The sequence below is a fragment of the Micromonospora sp. DSM 43699 genome (assembly GCF_055517075.1).
The window spans coordinates 17,458-34,183 of sequence record NZ_JBTMMT010000073.1 but is presented as its reverse complement, the minus strand read 5'-3'; the positions used below and the strand labels follow the sequence as shown (position 1 = coordinate 34,183).

Below are 16,726 nucleotides of genomic sequence, written 5' to 3'. Positions count from 1 at the left end.
GAGAGGGGAGGGGGAGGGGGAGGGGTTATTTGCGGAGGGGGAGGGAGCGGGGGCCGGTGTTCCTGAGGGAGCGGGTGAGGGTGCGGTCGGTGAGCCAGAGGAAGCACTGGACCGTGTGGTTGCCGTTGCGCCAGTCCCGCTCGGCCGGGCCGTAGTAGATCGAGCCGGCCCGGAACTTCAGGTCGCCGTCGTTCGGCACGCCGGTATGCCGGGCGATCAGGTCGAGGCAGCCCCGGTGGATCCGGTCACCGGAGCGCTGGAACTCGGCGTAGCTGACGTCAGGGGCCTGCCAGACGCCGACGAACTCGGCGTGGTGCCGGGCGGTGCAGGGGACCGGACTCATCGCCCGGACGTCGTCCCGGGAGACCTTCGGGTCGAAGCAACCGAGCCGCAGCGCGCTGTCGCCGGTCAGGGCACCCCGCAGGCTCCCGGTGCGCGGGCGGATCCCCGGCTCGTCGATGCCCTTGATCTCGCCGAGTTCGCAGCGGAACCAGCGGGCCCCGCCGGTCCAGCCCGGTGGGGACGGGAAGACGACGGTCAGGCCGAGCCGGCCGGCCCGCCAGTCCGCGCCGATCTCCCGGCGTACCTCGCGGTCGCATTCGGTGCGGGCGGCCCGGACGGCGGGCGAGCCGGCTGCGGGGGGAACGGCCGACCGGCCGGATGCCCCGGTCAGGGTGCCCACGTGCATCGTCTCGGTGTGGTGTGTGCCGGCGCAGTCGACCGGGTTCCAGCCGCTGAGGTAGCCGACGTCCTGCACCCCGGCATGGCAGGCACCCTCGGTGGGGACGAACACCCGTGGGACGGGCAGCGTCGGCCACTCGTCGGTCAGGTCACCGTCCACCCCGGTCGGGGTGCCGCAACCGGCCAACACCAGGGCCGCCGCGCTGCCGACGGCGAGCGCCGTCCACCACCGCCGCATCGCACCCGCCCCTCGCTCGTCACCAGCGCGGCATCCCGTCACCAGCGCGGCATCCCGGCGGGCCAGTCCGTCTGCGGCGGCCTGCGGCGGCGTCGGCCCGGCACGGTACCAGCGCCCGACGGGGGCGTGCTGGGCATCGACGTCCCTGGTGCGGCAGCATACGACACCCGGGCTCAGATCGCGGGCAGCCCCTTCGGGCCGGCGCCGCGCATCGAACGGGTCAGTTTCCGGTCGTCGCTCCACAGGAAGCAGCGGATCCCCCGGTCGCCCTCCTCCCACTCCCGCTGTGACGGCGGATAGAAGATGGACCCGGCCCGGTACGGCAGGTCGCTGTTGTTGGGCACCTCGGCGAAACCGGCGATCAGCGCCATGCAGCGCCGGTGCACCCGCTGGTTGGCGCGACCGAAGTCGGCCCAGCTCAGGTCGCTGCGCTCCAGGTAGACGCCGACGAACTCGGCACGGTGCGGTTCGGAGCAGAGCACCGGCGCCATGTAGTTCAGGTTGTTGCCGATCAACTTGGGATCGAAACAGCGGTGGGTGAGCGGGTTGTCGCCGACCATCGCCCCCCGCAGGCTGCCGACGCGGTTCACCGGCCGGGTGTTGTCGATGCTGTCGGTCTCGCTGAGATCGCACCGGAACCAACGGGCACCGCTGTTCCACGCCGAGTTCGCCGGCAGCGCGATGTTCATGGTGAGCCGGGCGGAGTGCCAGTCGCCGCCGAGTACGTCCCGGGCCCGCTGGTCGCACTCGGTGCGGGCGGGGCGCAGCGCGGCGGACCCGGGCTCGGGCCGGTCACCCCGGACGACCGCGCCGGTGAAGGTGCCGACGTGGATGGCCTCGGCCAGGTGGCTGCGCGCGCAGTCCACCGTCTCGTAGGTGCCGGCCTGGACCACCGGGGTTATCCGGGGCAGGCAGGCGTCGGTGGCGGGCACGAACGCCTGGGCGACCGGCAGCACCGGCCAGTCGTCGAGCAGGTCACCATCGGCACTGTGCTGCGGCACGCAACCGCTGAGCGCCACCGTCACCGCGCCGGCCAGCGCCAGCGCCACGAGCCACCGTCGCATCGTCCGCCCTTTCCGGGAGTCGACGGCCCGTCGCCGCTCCGCATGGCGTTGCCCTCCGCCGGGCGAGGAGCATACAAGACCGTCCCCGATGGAGTGTTGCCGTCTGCGGGTCGTTCGGCCAGTCGCCGCCGTCCGTTAGTCCCGATCCCGGCTCGAAGGGTGCTGATTGTGCACGTTGGGTCACGCCTGGATCACAGGTAGTCGCCCATGGTGCCGCGCCGTCCGCGACGGATGGCCGCGTTCGTACACTTGCCCCGTGACCGTACCGCCGTCGATCATCGCGCCCAGCATCCTCGCCGCCGATTTCGCCCGCCTCGCCGATGAAGTCCGCGCCGTCGAGGGCGCCGCGGACTGGCTGCACGTCGACGTGATGGACAACCACTTCGTCCCCAACCTCACCATCGGCCTGCCGGTGGTGCAGAGCCTGCGGGCGGTGACCCAGCTCCCGTTCGACGTGCATCTCATGATCACCGACCCGCGCCGGTGGGCACCCGGCTACGCCGATGCCGGCGCGTACAACGTCACCTTCCACGCCGAGGCGTGCGACGACCCGGTCGCCCTCGCCAAGGACCTTCGTTCGGCCGGGGCCCGGGCCGGACTGGCCATCGACCGGGACACCCCGATCGAGCCGTACCTGGAGCTGCTGCCCAGTTTCGACACCCTGCTGATCATGACGATCAAGGCCGGTTTCGGCGGGCAACGGTTCATCCCGCAACTGCTGGACAAGGTGCGGGCGGCCCGGCGGCACGTCGACAGCGGTCACCTGGAACTGCGCATCGAGGTGGACGGCGGGATCGCCGCCGACACCATCGAGCAGGCCTCGGCGGCCGGCGCGGACGCCTTCGTCGCCGGCACCGCCGTCTACGGGGCGGCCGATCCGGCCGAGGCGGTCCGCCGCCTGCGTGGGCTCGCGGAGCGCGCGGCTCCCGGGGCCTGAGGTGGAGCCCGCCGGCGACCGTCCCGACGTGATCCTGGTCGTCGACGACGACGAGGACATCGCCCGCTTCGTCGAGTTCAACCTGCGGCTGCACGGCTTCGAGGTGCTGCACGCCGGTGACGGTCAGGAGGCCCTCGACATGATCGAGCAGCACCGGCCCGACCTGGCGGTGGTGGACCTGATGATGCCGCGCATCGACGGTCTGGAGCTGACCCGTCGGCTGCGCGCCAACCCGATCACCTCGGCGCTGCCGGTGATCATGCTGACCGCCAAGGGCATGACAGTGGACAAGGTCCACGGGCTCAGCGCCGGCGCCGACGACTACCTGGTCAAGCCGTTCGACACCGCCGAGCTGGTGGCCCGGGTCAGCTCCACGCTGCGCCGCAACAAGGAGTTCCGCGAGGTCTCCCCGCTGACCGGCCTGCCCGGCAACAGCCGGATCCGGCGGGAGATCAGCGACCGGGTACGCAGCGGCGTCGACTACGCCGTCGGTTACATCGACATCGACCGGTTCAAGAGCGTCAACGACCGGTACGGCTTCGTCCGGGGTGACGAGTTCATCTCGGCGCTGGCCCGCAGCCTCCACCGGGCGGTGGTCGCGATCGGGCTGCCGCCGGCCTTCCTCGGCCACGTCGGCGGCGACGACTTCGTGATCGTCTGCGCCCCCGAGCAGATCCGTCCGCTGACCTCCCGGGCGGTGGTCGACTTCGAGAAGTCCGCCGACACCCTCTACGACCCGACCGACCGGGAGCGCGGTTTCGTCGAGCTGAAGGACCGCCGGGGCAACATCCGACGGGCCGCCCTGGTCACGCTGTCGATAGGCGTCTCGCTCTCGGACGCCAGGAAGCGCTTCACCGACCCCCTGGACGCGATCGCGGTGGCCAGTGAGATGAAAACGGTCGCCAAGAGCCAACCGGGGTCATACGTCGCGGTGGACCGCCGACGCGCCGACGGGGTGTGAAGTAGCACGCTGGAGGTGGCGGACCACCCCGGTGAATGTGTAAGACTTCGCATGTACCCACCACGCGCTGGCGGGGCTCGGTGAAATTCCGAACCGGCGGTGATCCACGGTAGACGTGGTAAGCCCGCGACCCGGACGGCTCTGCCGCCCGGTGGACCTGGTGAGAATCCGGGGCCGACGGTGGGGGAGCGGTTCGTCCGCACCCCCGAAAGTCCGGATGGGAGACAGCGCGCGGGCGGGGCGGGCCTGCGCGGGCGCTGTTTTCGCCGCGCGTGGGCTCCCCGGGGCGGCCCTGCCGTTCCCGGGTCCGCCGCCGCCTGCCCGGCTCCTCCCGTACCGCCAGCGCGCGGACCGGCGAGTGAGAGGGCAGGGCATGGGCGGCGTCTCCGTGGACGAGGCGATGCGTCGTGCCGTCGAGCTGGGCGCCCGTGGCCTCGGCACCACAAGCCCCAACCCGGTCGTCGGGTGCGTGCTGCTCGACGCGGACGGCGTCGTCGTCGGGGAGGGCTTCCACGCCTACACCGGCGGCCCGCACGCCGAGATCGTCGCGCTCGCCCAGGCCGGTGAGCGGGCCCGGGGTGGCACCGCCGTGGTCACCCTGGAACCCTGCGACCACACCGGTCGCACCGGCCCCTGCAGTCACGCCCTGATCCGCGCCGGGCTCGCCCGGGTCGTCATCGCCGTGCCCGACCCCAACCCGGTCGCCTCGGGCGGTGCCGCGACCCTGCGCGCCGCCGGGGTGCGGGTGGAGTTCGGGGTACGCGCCGACGAGGCCGAGGCCGGCAACATCGCCTGGCTGACCTCGATGCGGCGCGGCTGGCCCTACCTGATCTGGAAATATGCCGCCACCCTCGACGGCCGGTCGGCGGCGGTCGACGGCAGCAGCATGTGGATCACCTCCGAGGCTGCCCGGATGGACGTGCACGCGCTGCGCGGCACGGTGGACGCGGTGATCGCCGGGGTGGGCACCGTGCTCGCCGACGATCCCCGGCTCACCGCCCGCAACCTGCGCGACGGCACCCTGGCCATCCGGCAGCCGCTGCGGGTGGTGGTGGACAGCGCGGGCCGTACCCCGGCCGACGCCCGGGTCCGCGACGGCGCCGCCCGGACCTGGATCGCCACCGTCGCGGAGGTCGGGGCCGGCCCGGACGGCCGGGTCGACCTGCCGGCCCTGCTCGCCGAACTGCACCACCGGGGGGTACGGGCGGCGCTGCTGGAGGGTGGTCCCCGGCTGGCCGGGGCGTTCCTCGCCGCCGGTCTGGTCGACCGGGTCGTCGGGTACGTCGCGCCGAAGCTGCTCGGGGCCGGCCCGACCGCGCTGATCGACGCGGGTGTGACGACCATCGCCGACGCCATCGATCTGGAACTCACCGACGTTACCCGGGTCGGGTCCGACCTGCGGATCACCGCGCTGCCCCGGAAGAGGGAGGCCTGAGATGTTCACCGGCATCGTCGAGGAGTTGGGCGAGGTCGTCCGGATCGTCGACACCGGGGGTGACTCGGCGCTGGTCGCGATCCGCGGCCCGCTTGTCACCTCGGACGCCCGGCACGGCGACTCCATCGCGGTCAACGGGGTCTGTCTGACCGTGGTCGACGTCGACGGCGGGGCGTTCACCGCCGACGTGATGGGCGAGACGCTGCGGCGGTCCGCGCTCGGCGGGCTGCGCCCCGGCGACCCGGTCAACCTGGAGCGGGCCGCCGCGCTGAACAGCCGGCTCGGCGGGCACCTGGTGCAGGGGCACGTCGACGGGGTCGGCGAAGTGCTCTCCCGGGAGCCGGCCGCGCAGTGGGAGACACTGCGGTTCCGCCTCCCCGCCGCGCTGGCCCGGTACGTGGTGGAGAAGGGCTCGATCACCGTCGACGGGGTGTCGCTGACCGTGGCGGCGGTCGGCGACGACTGGTTCACCGTCGGGCTGATCCCCACCACCCTGAGACTCACCACGCTCGGCGGGCGGGGCGTCGGTGCTCCGGTCAACCTCGAGGTGGACGTCCTGGCCAAGTACGTCGAACGCCTCCTCGGCACCCGGCCAGCAGCCGGCCCGGCACCGACCGACGACACCATCGACCCGGCCCCGCCCGTCGACGGAGGTGCCCGGTGACCGGGCCGACAGGTTGGCTGCTCGACGCCCAGGTGCACCTCCTCGGTTCCCCGGTGCTGGTCCGGGAGATCGTCGGCAATGTCTTCGGTCTGGTCTCGGCGCTGCTCGGACTGCGCCGGCTGGTCTGGGCCTGGCCGGTCGGCATGATCGGCAACGGGTTGCTGTTCACCGTCTTCCTCGGCGGCGTGTTCGCCACCCCGCAGGCACACGATCTCTACGGTCAGGCGGGCCGGCAGGTCTTCTTCTTCGCGGTCAGCGTCTACGGCTGGTGGCGCTGGTCGAGCAACCGCCGGCGCGGCGGCGACGGGCCGGCGGTCAGCCCCCGCTGGGCCACCGGCCGGGAACGGCTGGGCCTGCTGCTCGCCGCCGTCGTCGGCACCGCCCTCGGCTATCCCGTGCTCGCCGCGCTCGGCTCGTGGGGACCACTGCCCGACGCCTGGATCCTCACCGGCAGCCTGCTTGCCACCTACGGCATGGCCCGGGGCTGGGTGGAGTTCTGGCTGGTCTGGATCGCCGTGGACGCGGTCGGCGTACCGCTGCTGCTGCGCGGCGGCTTCTACCCCTCGGCGGCCATGTACCTGGTCTACGGCGCCCTCTGCGGCTGGGGCTTCGTCGCCTGGTGGCGCAGCTCGCGGGCTGCCCGCGCGGCATCGGTGTCGATCCCGCCCACCTACTCGGAGGTCGTGGCATGAGCACACAGGCGGTCACCTTCGCCCGCATCGAGGAGGCGGTGGCGGACATCGCCGCCGGCCGTCCCGTCGTGGTGGTCGACGACGAGGACCGGGAGAACGAGGGCGACCTGATCTTCGCGGCCGAACTGGCCACCCCGGAGCTGCTCGCCTTCATGGTCCGATGGACCTCCGGCTACGTCTGCGTCCCGCTGACCGAGTCGGAGTGTGACCGGCTGGACCTGCCGCCGATGCACCACACCAACCAGGACCGGCGCGGCACCGCGTACACGGTGACCGTGGACGCCCGGGAGGGGGTCAGCACCGGCATCTCCGCCGCGGACCGGGCGCACACCATCCGGCTGCTCGCCGACCCCGGCACCGACCCGACGGACCTGGCCCGCCCCGGCCACGTGGTACCCCTGCGGGCCCGTGAGGGCGGGGTGCTGCGCCGACCCGGGCACACCGAGGCGGCGGTCGACCTGACCCGGCTGGCCGGGCTGCGTCCGGCCGGGGTGCTCTGCGAGCTGGTCAACGACGACGGCACCATGATGCGCCTGCCGGAACTGCAGAAGTTCTGCGCCGAGCACTCCCTCACCCTGGTCACCATCGCCGACCTGGTGGCCTACCGGCGGCGGCACGAGAAGCAGGTCGAGCAGGTCGCCGAGGCGCGGATGCCCACCCCGCACGGGGTGTTCCGGGCGCTGGGCTACCGGGCCGAACACGACCCGGCCGAGCACGTCGCGATGGTCTTCGGTGACCTGGGTGACGGCCACGACGTGCTGGTCCGGGTGCACTCCGAGTGCCTCACCGGGGATGTCTTCGGCTCGCTGCGCTGCGACTGCGGGCCGCAGTTGCAGGCGTCGCTGGCCCGGGTGGCCCAGGAGGGGCGGGGCGTGGTGCTCTACGTGCGCGGGCACGAGGGGCGGGGCATCGGCCTGCTGCACAAGCTCCAGGCGTACCAGCTCCAGGACCAGGGCCGCGACACCGTGGACGCGAACCTCGACCTGGGGCTGCCCACCGACGCCAGGGACTACGGCACCGGCGCGCAGATCCTCTACGACCTGGGTGTGCGGTCGATGCGGCTGCTCACCAACAACCCGGCCAAGCGCGCCGGCCTGGAGGGGTACGGGTTGACCATCACCGGCCGGGCGGGGCTGCCGGTCCGGCCGCATCCGGAGAACGTCCGCTACCTGCGGACCAAGCGGGACCGGATGGGCCACCTGTTGGACGAGCTGGACGAGGTGACCGAGGCCCCGATGGGCCGCCCGGTCCCCGGCGACGAGATCGGAGCATGACCATGGCGGGTTTCGGCGAGCCCGGAGTGACGGCGGTGGACGCCACCGGACTGACCGTCGGGGTGGTGGCCGCGCGCTGGCACGGCGAGCTGACCGACCACATGCTCGACCGGGCCGTCGCCGCCGCGCAGGCGTGCGGGGCGCGGGCGGTGACGGCCCGGGTGGCCGGCTCGGTGGAGCTGCCGGTGGTGGCGCAGGCCCTGGCCCGCCGCTGCGACGTGGTGGTGGCGCTGGGCGTGGTGGTACGCGGCGCGACCGCCCACTTCGACTACGTCTGCCGGTCGGTGACCGACGGGCTGACCCGGGTCGCCCTGGACGAGGGCAAGCCGGTGGCGCACGGGGTGCTGACCGTGGAGACCATCGCGCAGGCCCGGGACCGGGCCGGGCTGCCCGGCTCGGCCGAGGACAAGGGGTGGTCGGCGACCGTGGCCGCGCTGGACGCCGCGCTGGCGATCAGGGCCGTCGCCACCGCCAACGGCCACCGCGTCGGCTTCGCCGGCTGACCCCGTCCGGCCCGTCAGAGGCGGCCGGCGTCGATGATCCGCCTGAGGAACTGGCGGGTGCGGGGCTGGGTCGGCTCGCCGAGCACCTGGGCGGGCGGCCCGGCCTCGACCACCCGGCCCGCGTCGAGGAAGCAGACCTGGTCGGCGACCTCCCGGGCGAACCCCATCTCGTGGGTGGCCAGCACCATGGTCATCCCGTCGGCCTTCAGGTCCCGGATCAGCGACAGCACCTCACCGACCAGCTCCGGGTCGAGCGCCGAGGTGACCTCGTCCAGCAGCATCAGCCGGGGCGAGTTGGCCAGCGCCCGGACGATCGCCACCCGCTGCTGCTGACCGCCGGAGAGCCGGTCCGGGTAGGCGTCCGCCTTCCCGCCCAACCCCACCCGGTCCAGCAGCTCCCGGGCCTGCGCCTCGGCCTCGGCCCGCCCCCTCCGGTGCACCCGGCGCGGGGCGAGGACGACGTTCTCCACCACGCTCAGGTGCGGAAACAGGTTGTACGACTGGAAGACCATGCCGATCCGCCGGCGTACCCGGTCGGGGTCGACCCGGGGATCGGAGATCTCCTCGCCGTCCAGCTCGATGGTCCCGTCGTCCAGCTCCTCAAGCAGGTTGACGCAGCGCAGCAGGGTCGACTTGCCCGAGCCGGACGCCCCGATCAGCGCGACCACCTGGTGCTCCTCGACGGTCAGGTCGAGGCCGTCGAGCACCACCTGGTCGCCGAACTCCTTGCGTAACCCCCGGCAGGTCAGCACGGCCATCTCAACCTCCGGACTGGCGTCGGGCCGAGCGCAGCGTCACCCAGTCGGTGACCGCGATCAGCGGGATGGCCAGCAGCACGAACAGCACCCCGGCCAGGATGTACGGGGTGTAGTTGAAGGTCTCCGCGGTGGCGATCTGGGCCGCCCGGACCGCGTCGATCGGGCCGGCCAGGGAGACCAGGCCGACGTCCTTCTGCATCGCCACCACGTCGTTGAGCAGCGGCGGCGCGACCCGCCGGACGGCCTGTGGCAGCACCACGTGCCGCATGGTCTGCCGGTAGGTCAGCCCGAGTGAGCGGGCCGCCGCGAGCTGGCTCGGGTGGATCGACTCGATGCCGGCCCGGAACACCTCCGCCAGGTAGCCGCCGTAGGTGAGCACCAGCGCCAGCCCGCCGAGCACCAGCACCGGGGGCATGCCCTGCAACCGCAGGCCGGGCACGCCGAGGGTGAGCACGTACAGCACGATGATCAGCGGCAGGCCCCGGAAGGTGTACGTGTAGCCGGCGGCGAGCGCGCGGACCGGGAAGAAGACCGGCCCGCGCAGGGTACGCAGCAGCGCGATCAGCAGCCCGAGCAGCAGCGCCCCGACCGCGCAGCAGACCAGCAGCCGGACGTTGAGCCACAGCCCGGTGAGCACCTCGGGCAGGGCGTCCCGGGCGATCGCCGGATCGAGGAACGACAGGCGGACCCGGTCCCAGCCGGGTGCCCCGGTGACCGCGACGACCAGCAGCGTGCCGAGCACCGCCGTGGAGGCGGCGGCGACCAGCACGCTGCGGGTCGTCTGCCGCCGCCGGTACGCGGCCCGCCGCCGCTGGGCCGCCGAGGGGGTGTGCTGCCGGCGTGACGTCGGGCTGTCTTCGCGCGATGGCACCGGCCTCACCGGAGTTCGGTTGCTCCGGCCACCTGGGCGAGCCACTTCTGCTCCAGCTGCTTGAGGGTGCCGGCCTCGGAGAGCTCACCGATCGTCCGGCTGACGCAGAAGGTGATCGGGGAGTCCTTGTCCAGCAGCAGCCCGAACGCCTCGGGCGCGCCCACCTGTGGCAGTTGCCCGACCACCGTGGCGTCGGTGAGCTCCGAGCCGGTGATGTAGAACGCCGTGGGCAGGTCGACCACAAGGCCGTCGAGCTGACCGTTCTGCAGGGCCTTCTTGGCGTCGTCGTTGCTGTTGTAGACCTGCGGCTTCGCCTTCGGCTTGATCAGGTCGGTGATCGCCTGGTAGCTGGTCGTGCCGACCTGCGCGCCGAGCTTGGCGTCCTTCAGGTCCGCCATCGACTTCTTCCCGGCGATCTTCGACGACTTGAGCGCGATCACCGTCTGCCGCACCAGGTAGTACGGCGGGGAGAAGTCGACCGCCTGCTTGCGTTCCTCGGTGATGGAGAACTGGTTGATGTCGAAGTCGAAGTTCTTCGGGCCGGGGGCGATGGCGGTGTCGAACTTGACCCGGGTCCAGGTGACGTCCCCGCGGGCGTACCCGAGCTTCTCGGCCACCGCGTACGCGACGGCGGACTCGAAGCCCTCGCCGCTGTCCGGCTTGTTGCCCCGGAACCACGGCTCGTAGGCGGGCTCGTCGGTGGCGACGGTGAGCTTGCCGGCCGTCCGGGTCTTCAGCCCCTCCTTGGTGCAGGACGGCGTGGTGGGGGCGGCGTCGGGGGTGGGGAGGTTGTCCTGGGGTGCGCATCCGGCCACCGCGACCAGGAGCGCGGCGACGGCGGTGGCGGCGGCGGTGCGGGTACGTGAGCTGCTGCTGACCATGGCCGCCAGGATAGAGAAGGACGCCGATCCCCCGAAAGGTGTCCCATCAGGTAGATGGGAGATCGATATCCGCCGGGTCGGTCCGGCGTCCGTGACCGGTCACCGTCCCAGCCTGCGGGAGGCATGCGGTGGGCGGGACGACGCGCCCGGACCCGGAGCGCACGGCCCCGACGGGAAGCTGGAAGAATCCGGACCCGTGAAGACGTTCGAGGAGTTGTTCGCCGAGCTCCAGGCCAAGGCCGCCGCCGGCACGCCGGGTTCGGGCACGGTCGCCGCCCTGTCCAAGGGGGTGCATTTCGTCGGCAAGAAGGTCGTCGAGGAGGCGGCCGAGTCGTGGATGGCCGCCGAGCACGAGGGGCCGGAGCGCACCGCCGAGGAGATCTCCCAGCTGCTCTACCAGGTGCAGGTGCTGATGCTGGCAAGTGGTCTGGAGCTGAAGGACGTCTACCGACATCTGTGAGTGCGCCCGCGTCGCCGATCCGATCCGAGCGAAGGAGCACTCCGTCATGCTGCGTGTCGCCGTACCCAACAAGGGCGCCCTGGCCGAGAAGGCCGCCCAGATGCTGCGTGAGGCGGGTTACCGCCAGCGCACCGACCCCAAGGACCTGGTCTGCCCGGACGAGGCCAACGACATCGAGTTCTTCTATCTGCGGCCGAAGGACATCGCCACCTACGTCGGCTCGGGTGACCTGGACGTCGGGATCACCGGCCGGGACCTGCTGATCGACTCCGGCGCTCCCGCCGAGGAGGTGGTCGACCTGGCCTTCGGCCGGGCCACCTTCCGCTTCGCCGCCCGCCCCGAGGACGTCGGCGACGTCCAGCAGTTGGGCGGGCACCGGATCGCCACCGCGTACCCGGGGCTGGTCGAGCGCTACCTCGCCGAACTCGGCGTCAAGGCCGACGTGATCCGGCTCGACGGCGCGGTGGAGAACGCCATCCGGCTCGGCGTCGCCGACGTCGTCGCCGACGTGGTGGAGACCGGTGCGACGCTGCGCCAGGCTGGGCTGGTGGTCTTCGGTGACCCGCTGCTGCGTTCCTCGGCGGTGCTGGTCCGCCGGGCCGCCGCGCCGGCGCACCCGCAGGCGGAGCAGTTGCTGCGCCGTCTGCACGGGGTGCTGGTGGCCCGCCGCTACGTGATGCTCGCCTACGACGTGCCGGCCGGACTGCTCGACCGGGCCAGCGCGCTCACCCCGGGCATCGAGTCGCCGACGGTCTCCCCGCTGCACCGGGAGGGCTGGGTCGCCGTGCAGGCGATGGTGCTCCGCGACGACGTGCACCGGATCATGGACGAGCTGTACGAGTTGGGCGCCCGCGCCATCCTGGTCACCAACATCCACGCCTGCCGCCTCTGACTCCCGCCCCCACCAGGCCGGCCCGGAAGCGGCCGACCTGGTGGGGGCGGGTGGCGGCGCGGCGGCTGCCGGGGGCGGGTGGCAGACTGGCCGGGTGAGCGACACCGAGTTGATCTGCCTGAAGCCGCGTCGCATCCGGGTCGTCTGCTGGGCCTCGGCGGTTGCCCTGCTGGTGGTATTCACCCTGGTGGCCACCTCGCTGACCGGGGCGACCGGTGAAGGCTACGGCAGCTTCCAGCGTGGTGACCAGTTCGCCATGGTCGGCCTCGGGGTGCTCGGCGCGCTCGGCATCCTGCTGTTCACCCGGCCCCGGGTCGAGGCGGATGTCCGTGGTGTCCGGGTACGCAACGTGGTGAGCTCGTACGAGCTGCCCTGGGAGGTGGTCCGGGGGGTGCGCTTCGACCGGGGCGCACCGTGGGCCAGCCTGGAGCTGCGCGACGACGACCTGCTGCCGATGGTGGCCCTCCAGGCGGCCGACAAGGAGATCGCGGTCGACGGGGTCCGTGCGTTGCGCCGGTTGCACCAGGCGCACCTGTCCCGTCTCGGCGGCGCCCCGACCCACCCCTGAGTGCCCCGGCCGAGGCCGACCCGGCGACCGCGGGCCCACCGCTGACCTGCGGGCCCGGTTTGGGGATGGTCGAGGCGCGGGTGTAGTGTGGGCAAGTCGACCAGACTGCCCCCGCCTCGGCGTGCGGGTGGTCCCGAAGCGGAGCGCCTGCTCCCACCCGAGTCACCCCAGTCGGTGGCCGGGTCCGGTCACCGGTTCCGGGCTCGTCCCGGTGCCGGATGCGCGATCATGTGATCGTGCCGACCGGTCGAGCGGGCCCTGGCATGCGCCGGGGCCTTCTGCTTTCCGGGTCGCCCCCACCCGGGGGCCACGCGGGGTCGGCCACGTAGCAGATCCGACTCGAGGAGGCCCCATCAGCGTCGAACCACGCGTGAACGATCAGATCCGGGCACGTGAGGTCCGACTGGTCGGCCCTGAGGGTGAGCAGGTGGGCATCGTCCCGCTGGAGCGCGCCCTGCAGTTGGCCGCGGACGTCGACCTGGACCTGGTCGAGGTTGCGCCGATGGCGCGCCCGCCGGTGTGCAAGCTCATGGACTTCGGCAAGTTCAAGTACGAGAGCGCACTCAAGGCGCGCGAAGCGCGGCGTAACCAGCAGCAGACCGTCATCAAGGAGATGAAGCTCCGGCCGAAGATCGACCCGCACGACTACGAGACCAAGAAGGGTCACGTGGTGCGGTTCCTCAAGGCGGGCGACAAGGTCAAGGTGACGATCATGTTCCGCGGTCGCGAGCAGAGCCGCCCGGAGCTGGGTTACCGGCTCCTGCGCCGGCTCGAGTCCGAGATCACGGACCTGGGATACGTCGAGGCCGCTCCGAAGCAGGACGGTCGAAACATGATCATGGTCTTCGCTCCGCACCGGGCCGTCAAGGCCTCCGCGGTCGCCGCCACGGCGTCCCGCACCGGTCCCCGGGACCGGACCACGGACGAGTCAGCGCCGCCGGCAGAGGGCGAGGCCCCGGTGGCCGGCGAGACCGCAACAGCCGGCGAGACCGGCCCGACCGCTGACCCCAGCGGCCAGTAACAGGGAGAGACGTTCCACATGCCGAAGATGAAGAGCCACACGGGTATGGGTAAGCGGGTCAAGGTGACCGGCAAGGGCAAGATCGTCGCCCAGCAGGCCGGCCTTCGCCACAACCTGGAGAAGAAGCCCTCCACCCAGACCCGGCGGCTGACCGGCACGGTCGAGCTGGCCAAGGCCGACACCAAGCGCATCAAGAAGCTGCTCGGCCGCTGACGCGCGCCACCTGAACCGAATAAGGAGTTGAGATGGCACGCGTCAAGCGGGCTGTGAACGCCCAGAAGAAGCGTCGTACCGTACTGGAGACCGCGAGCGGTTACCGCGGTCAGCGCTCCCGGCTGTACCGCAAGGCCAAGGAGCAGGTGCTGCACTCGATGCAGTACGCCTACCGGGACCGTCGCGACCGCAAGGGCGACTTCCGGCAGCTCTGGATCCAGCGCATCAACGCTGGCGCCCGGGCCAACGGCATGACCTACAACCGGCTCATCCAGGGCCTGCGGCTGGCCGGCATCGAGGTCGACCGCAAGATCCTGGCCGACCTGGCCGTCCACGACGCCGCGGCGTTCGCCGCGATCGTCGAGCTTGCCCGGGCCGCCGTGACGGCCGAGGGCACCGGTGGCGCCGCGGCCCAGGCCGCCTGACCCACCCCGGCAGCAGATCGAGGCGTCTCCCATGCAGTCACCACCGCGCGGGAGGCGCCTCGACGCCGTCACCGGCCCGTTCACCCCGCGTACCCCCAGGGTGGTCGCCGCCCGCCGGTTGCACCGGCGGCGGGACCGGGACACGACCGGCCGGTTCCTGGCCGAGGGGCCGCAGGCGGTCCGTGAGGCGCTCGACCGTACCGACACGGTGGTGGAGCTGTTCGGCACCCCGGGCGGGCTCGACCGGCACGCCGACCTGGCGGCCCGGGCCGCCCACGCCGACCTGCCGGTCTCCGAGGTCACCGACGAGGCCCTGGCCGCGCTGACCGAGACCGTCGCCCCGCAGGGGGTGGTCGCCGTCTGCCGGCACCTCGACGTACCGCTGACGACTGCCCTGGCGCGCGGACCGCGCCTGGTCGCGGTGCTCGCCGGGATCCGGGATCCGGGCAACGCCGGCACCGTGCTGCGAACCGCCGACGCGGCCGGCGCGGGCGCGGTGGTCTTCGCCGGGGACACCGTCGATCCCTACAACGGCAAGTGCGTGCGGGCCTCGGCCGGCAGCCTGTTCCACGTCGACGTGGTCCGCGCCCCCGACCCGCTCGCGGCGGTCGCCGCGCTGCGCACCGCCGGGCTCACCGTCTTCGCCACCACCGGGTACGGCGACAGCGACCTCGACGACCTCGTCGACCACGGCCGGCTCGCCGCCCCCACCGGCTGGCTGTTCGGCTCCGAGGCGCACGGCCTGCCCGGGGAGTTGACCGCCGCCGCCGACGCCCGGGTCCGGGTGCCGCTGCACGGGCGGGCCGAGAGCCTCAACCTGGCTGCGGCCGCCGCCGTCTGCCTGTACGCTTCAGCCCGAGCACTGCGCTGACCCCGGTCACGCGCACACCCAGCAGGGGAGTCGGTCACGTGAGGAACGCGCCTCGGCGTTCGTTTAGCCAGCCCGCCGGTGTCGGCGGGCGGCGGGCCTGACCCTTCCCCGCGCGCAACTCCCACCGGCGGGCTGCGGCACAGCCGCGCGTCCGTAGACTCGCCTAGCCGCCCGGGAGGGCCGGCGCCGCCGTGAGGGAGTGCCCGTACGCCATGAGCTACCGCAACGATCCGTACGACCCGAAGCAGGTCGCCCTGCTCGACCCGGCCGCCCTGGCCGGGGCCGTGGCCGATGCCGAGCAGGCGTTCGCCGCCGCCGCCGACCCCGACGCGCTTACCGCGTTGCGCCCCGCGCACCTCGGCGACCGGTCCCCGGTGTCGCTGGCCCGCCGGGAGATCGGCGCGCTGCCACCGGCCGCGAAATCCGACGCCGGCAAGCGGGTCAACGAGGCCCGCCGGGCGATCGAGTCCGCGTACGCCGCCCGTGCCGAGGTGCTGGACCGGGAGCAGGCCGCCCGGGTGCTGGTCGAGGAGCGGGTCGACGTGACCCTGCCGTACGACCGGCGGCCCCGGGGGGCCCGGCACCCGCTGTCCACCCTGATGGAGCAGATCAGCGACCTGTTCGTCGGGATGGGCTACGAGGTGGCCGAGGGCCCCGAGGTCGAGTTGGAGTGGACCAACTTCGACGCGTTGAACATCCCCGCCGACCATCCGGCGCGCGGGTTGATGGACACCTTCCACATCGCACCGCCGCCGGGCGCCCAGACCTCCGGCCTGGTGCTGCGGACCCACACCTCCCCGGTGCAGGCGCGCACCATGCTCAGCCGCAAGCCCCCCATCTACGTGGTGGTGCCCGGCCGGGTCTACCGCACCGACGAGCTGGACGCCACCCACGCGCCGGTCTTCCACCAGGTCGAGGGCCTGGTGGTCGACAAGGGCATCACGATGGCGCACCTGCGTGGCACCCTGGACCACTTCGCCCGGGCCATGTTCGGCGAGGGCGCGAAGACCCGCTGGCGTCCGCACTACTTCCCGTTCACCGAGCCGTCGGGGGAGTTCGACGTCTGGTTCCCCGAGCACCGGGACGGCCCGCGCTGGGTCGAGTGGGGTGGTTGCGGCATGGTCAACCCGAGGGTGCTGCGCGCCTGCGGCATCGACCCGGAGGTCTACTCCGGGTTCGCGTTCGGCATGGGCATCGACCGGACGGTGATGTTCCGGCACGGGGTCAGCGACATGCGGGACATGGCCGAGGGCGACGTGCGGTTCAGCCGCGCGTTCGGGGCCGGGGCGTAGGGCGATGCGGGTACGAGTCACGGAG

The 16,726-nt window shown here is 72.6% G+C and carries 20 protein-coding genes and 1 riboswitch; of the genes, 15 read left to right on the top strand and 5 right to left on the bottom strand.

The window, feature by feature from the left end; genetic code table 11:
• Nucleotides 1–25: 25 nt before the first annotated feature.
• Together AC0AIB_RS26565 and AC0AIB_RS26560 are read right to left on the bottom strand one after the other, a co-directional pair.
• On the bottom strand, nt 26–919 hold the full coding sequence (locus AC0AIB_RS26565) for a septum formation family protein (RefSeq protein ID WP_465097699.1): 894 nt from the start codon (nt 917–919) through the stop codon (nt 26–28).
• Nucleotides 920–1,092: 173 nt separating this feature from the next.
• Nucleotides 1,093–1,983 (bottom strand): septum formation family protein, encoded by an 891-nt coding sequence (locus tag AC0AIB_RS26560; protein ID WP_328348446.1) that lies wholly within the window; start codon nt 1,981–1,983, stop codon nt 1,093–1,095.
• A gap of 256 nt (nt 1,984–2,239) precedes the next feature.
• Here AC0AIB_RS26560 and rpe point away from each other — a divergent pair, with 256 nt between their 5' ends.
• The 7 genes from rpe (at nt 2,240) to ribH (ending at nt 8,449) form a co-directional block, all read left to right on the top strand.
• Nucleotides 2,240–2,920, top strand: coding sequence for a ribulose-phosphate 3-epimerase (rpe, locus tag AC0AIB_RS26555; RefSeq protein ID WP_465097698.1), 681 nt, complete (start codon nt 2,240–2,242; stop codon nt 2,918–2,920).
• A 1-nt stretch (nt 2,921) separates the two neighbouring features.
• The gene (locus AC0AIB_RS26550) at nt 2,922–3,881 is read left to right on the top strand and encodes a GGDEF domain-containing response regulator (RefSeq protein WP_328348442.1); all 960 of its coding nucleotides are present in this window, start codon (nt 2,922–2,924) and stop codon (nt 3,879–3,881) included.
• Between the two features lie 62 nt (nt 3,882–3,943).
• A riboswitch (FMN riboswitch) is annotated at nt 3,944–4,114 on the top strand.
• A gap of 140 nt (nt 4,115–4,254) precedes the next feature.
• Complete coding sequence (gene ribD, locus AC0AIB_RS26545) at nt 4,255–5,316, top strand: bifunctional diaminohydroxyphosphoribosylaminopyrimidine deaminase/5-amino-6-(5-phosphoribosylamino)uracil reductase RibD (protein WP_328348440.1); 1,062 nt, start codon at nt 4,255–4,257, stop codon at nt 5,314–5,316.
• 1 nt (nt 5,317) lies between these two features.
• On the top strand, nt 5,318–5,980 hold the full coding sequence (locus AC0AIB_RS26540) for a riboflavin synthase (RefSeq protein ID WP_328348438.1): 663 nt from the start codon (nt 5,318–5,320) through the stop codon (nt 5,978–5,980).
• Nucleotides 5,977–6,672 carry a nicotinamide riboside transporter PnuC gene (gene pnuC / locus AC0AIB_RS26535; protein ID WP_328348436.1) on the top strand — a complete coding sequence of 232 codons (696 nt, stop codon included), beginning with the start codon at nt 5,977–5,979 and terminating at the stop codon, nt 6,670–6,672. Before AC0AIB_RS26540 ends, pnuC begins: the two co-directional genes overlap by 4 nt.
• Nucleotides 6,669–7,946, top strand: a complete 1,278-nt coding sequence (locus AC0AIB_RS26530) for a bifunctional 3,4-dihydroxy-2-butanone-4-phosphate synthase/GTP cyclohydrolase II (RefSeq protein WP_328348434.1) — start codon at nt 6,669–6,671, stop codon at nt 7,944–7,946. The genes pnuC and AC0AIB_RS26530 overlap by 4 nt, the downstream gene beginning before the upstream one ends.
• Before the next feature lie 2 nt (nt 7,947–7,948).
• Complete coding sequence (gene ribH / locus AC0AIB_RS26525; RefSeq protein WP_328348838.1) at nt 7,949–8,449, top strand: 6,7-dimethyl-8-ribityllumazine synthase; 501 nt, start codon at nt 7,949–7,951, stop codon at nt 8,447–8,449.
• Between the two features lie 14 nt (nt 8,450–8,463).
• Here ribH and AC0AIB_RS26520 read toward each other — a convergent pair whose 3' ends face one another.
• Genes AC0AIB_RS26520 through AC0AIB_RS26510 form a run of 3 tightly spaced genes read right to left on the bottom strand, consistent with a single transcriptional unit; the run spans nt 8,464 to nt 10,959 of the window.
• A complete protein-coding gene (locus tag AC0AIB_RS26520; protein ID WP_328348432.1) occupies nt 8,464–9,207 on the bottom strand; it encodes an amino acid ABC transporter ATP-binding protein in 744 nt (247 codons plus the stop codon).
• A gap of 1 nt (nt 9,208) precedes the next feature.
• Nucleotides 9,209–10,078, bottom strand: a complete 870-nt coding sequence (locus AC0AIB_RS26515; RefSeq protein ID WP_328348430.1) for an amino acid ABC transporter permease — start codon at nt 10,076–10,078, stop codon at nt 9,209–9,211.
• A gap of 5 nt (nt 10,079–10,083) precedes the next feature.
• Nucleotides 10,084–10,959, bottom strand: coding sequence for an ABC transporter substrate-binding protein (locus AC0AIB_RS26510; RefSeq protein ID WP_465097697.1), 876 nt, complete (start codon nt 10,957–10,959; stop codon nt 10,084–10,086).
• Nucleotides 10,960–11,155: 196 nt separating this feature from the next.
• On the opposite strand from AC0AIB_RS26510, the gene AC0AIB_RS26505 reads away from it, so the two are divergent.
• The 8 genes from AC0AIB_RS26505 (at nt 11,156) to pheS (ending at nt 16,701) form a co-directional block, all read left to right on the top strand.
• On the top strand, nt 11,156–11,419 hold the full coding sequence (locus AC0AIB_RS26505; RefSeq protein WP_132265090.1) for a phosphoribosyl-ATP diphosphatase: 264 nt from the start codon (nt 11,156–11,158) through the stop codon (nt 11,417–11,419).
• 46 nt (nt 11,420–11,465) lie between these two features.
• Nucleotides 11,466–12,311: an ATP phosphoribosyltransferase gene (gene hisG / locus AC0AIB_RS26500; RefSeq protein ID WP_328348424.1), complete on the top strand. Its 846-nt coding sequence runs from the start codon at nt 11,466–11,468 to the stop codon at nt 12,309–12,311.
• Between the two features lie 94 nt (nt 12,312–12,405).
• Complete coding sequence (locus AC0AIB_RS26495; RefSeq protein ID WP_328348422.1) at nt 12,406–12,879, top strand: PH domain-containing protein; 474 nt, start codon at nt 12,406–12,408, stop codon at nt 12,877–12,879.
• A 370-nt stretch (nt 12,880–13,249) separates the two neighbouring features.
• Nucleotides 13,250–13,900: a translation initiation factor IF-3 gene (infC, locus tag AC0AIB_RS26490; RefSeq protein WP_328348420.1), complete on the top strand. Its 651-nt coding sequence runs from the start codon at nt 13,250–13,252 to the stop codon at nt 13,898–13,900.
• An 18-nt stretch (nt 13,901–13,918) separates the two neighbouring features.
• The gene (rpmI, locus tag AC0AIB_RS26485) at nt 13,919–14,113 is read left to right on the top strand and encodes a 50S ribosomal protein L35 (protein WP_007075851.1); all 195 of its coding nucleotides are present in this window, start codon (nt 13,919–13,921) and stop codon (nt 14,111–14,113) included.
• Nucleotides 14,114–14,145: 32 nt separating this feature from the next.
• Nucleotides 14,146–14,538 (top strand): 50S ribosomal protein L20, encoded by a 393-nt coding sequence (rplT, locus tag AC0AIB_RS26480; RefSeq protein WP_328348417.1) that lies wholly within the window; start codon nt 14,146–14,148, stop codon nt 14,536–14,538.
• Nucleotides 14,539–14,569: 31 nt separating this feature from the next.
• Nucleotides 14,570–15,409 (top strand): TrmH family RNA methyltransferase, encoded by an 840-nt coding sequence (locus tag AC0AIB_RS26475; RefSeq protein WP_328348415.1) that lies wholly within the window; start codon nt 14,570–14,572, stop codon nt 15,407–15,409.
• A 212-nt stretch (nt 15,410–15,621) separates the two neighbouring features.
• On the top strand, nt 15,622–16,701 hold the full coding sequence (pheS, locus tag AC0AIB_RS26470; protein WP_328348413.1) for a phenylalanine--tRNA ligase subunit alpha: 1,080 nt from the start codon (nt 15,622–15,624) through the stop codon (nt 16,699–16,701).
• The last annotated feature ends 25 nt before the right edge of the window (nt 16,702–16,726 follow it).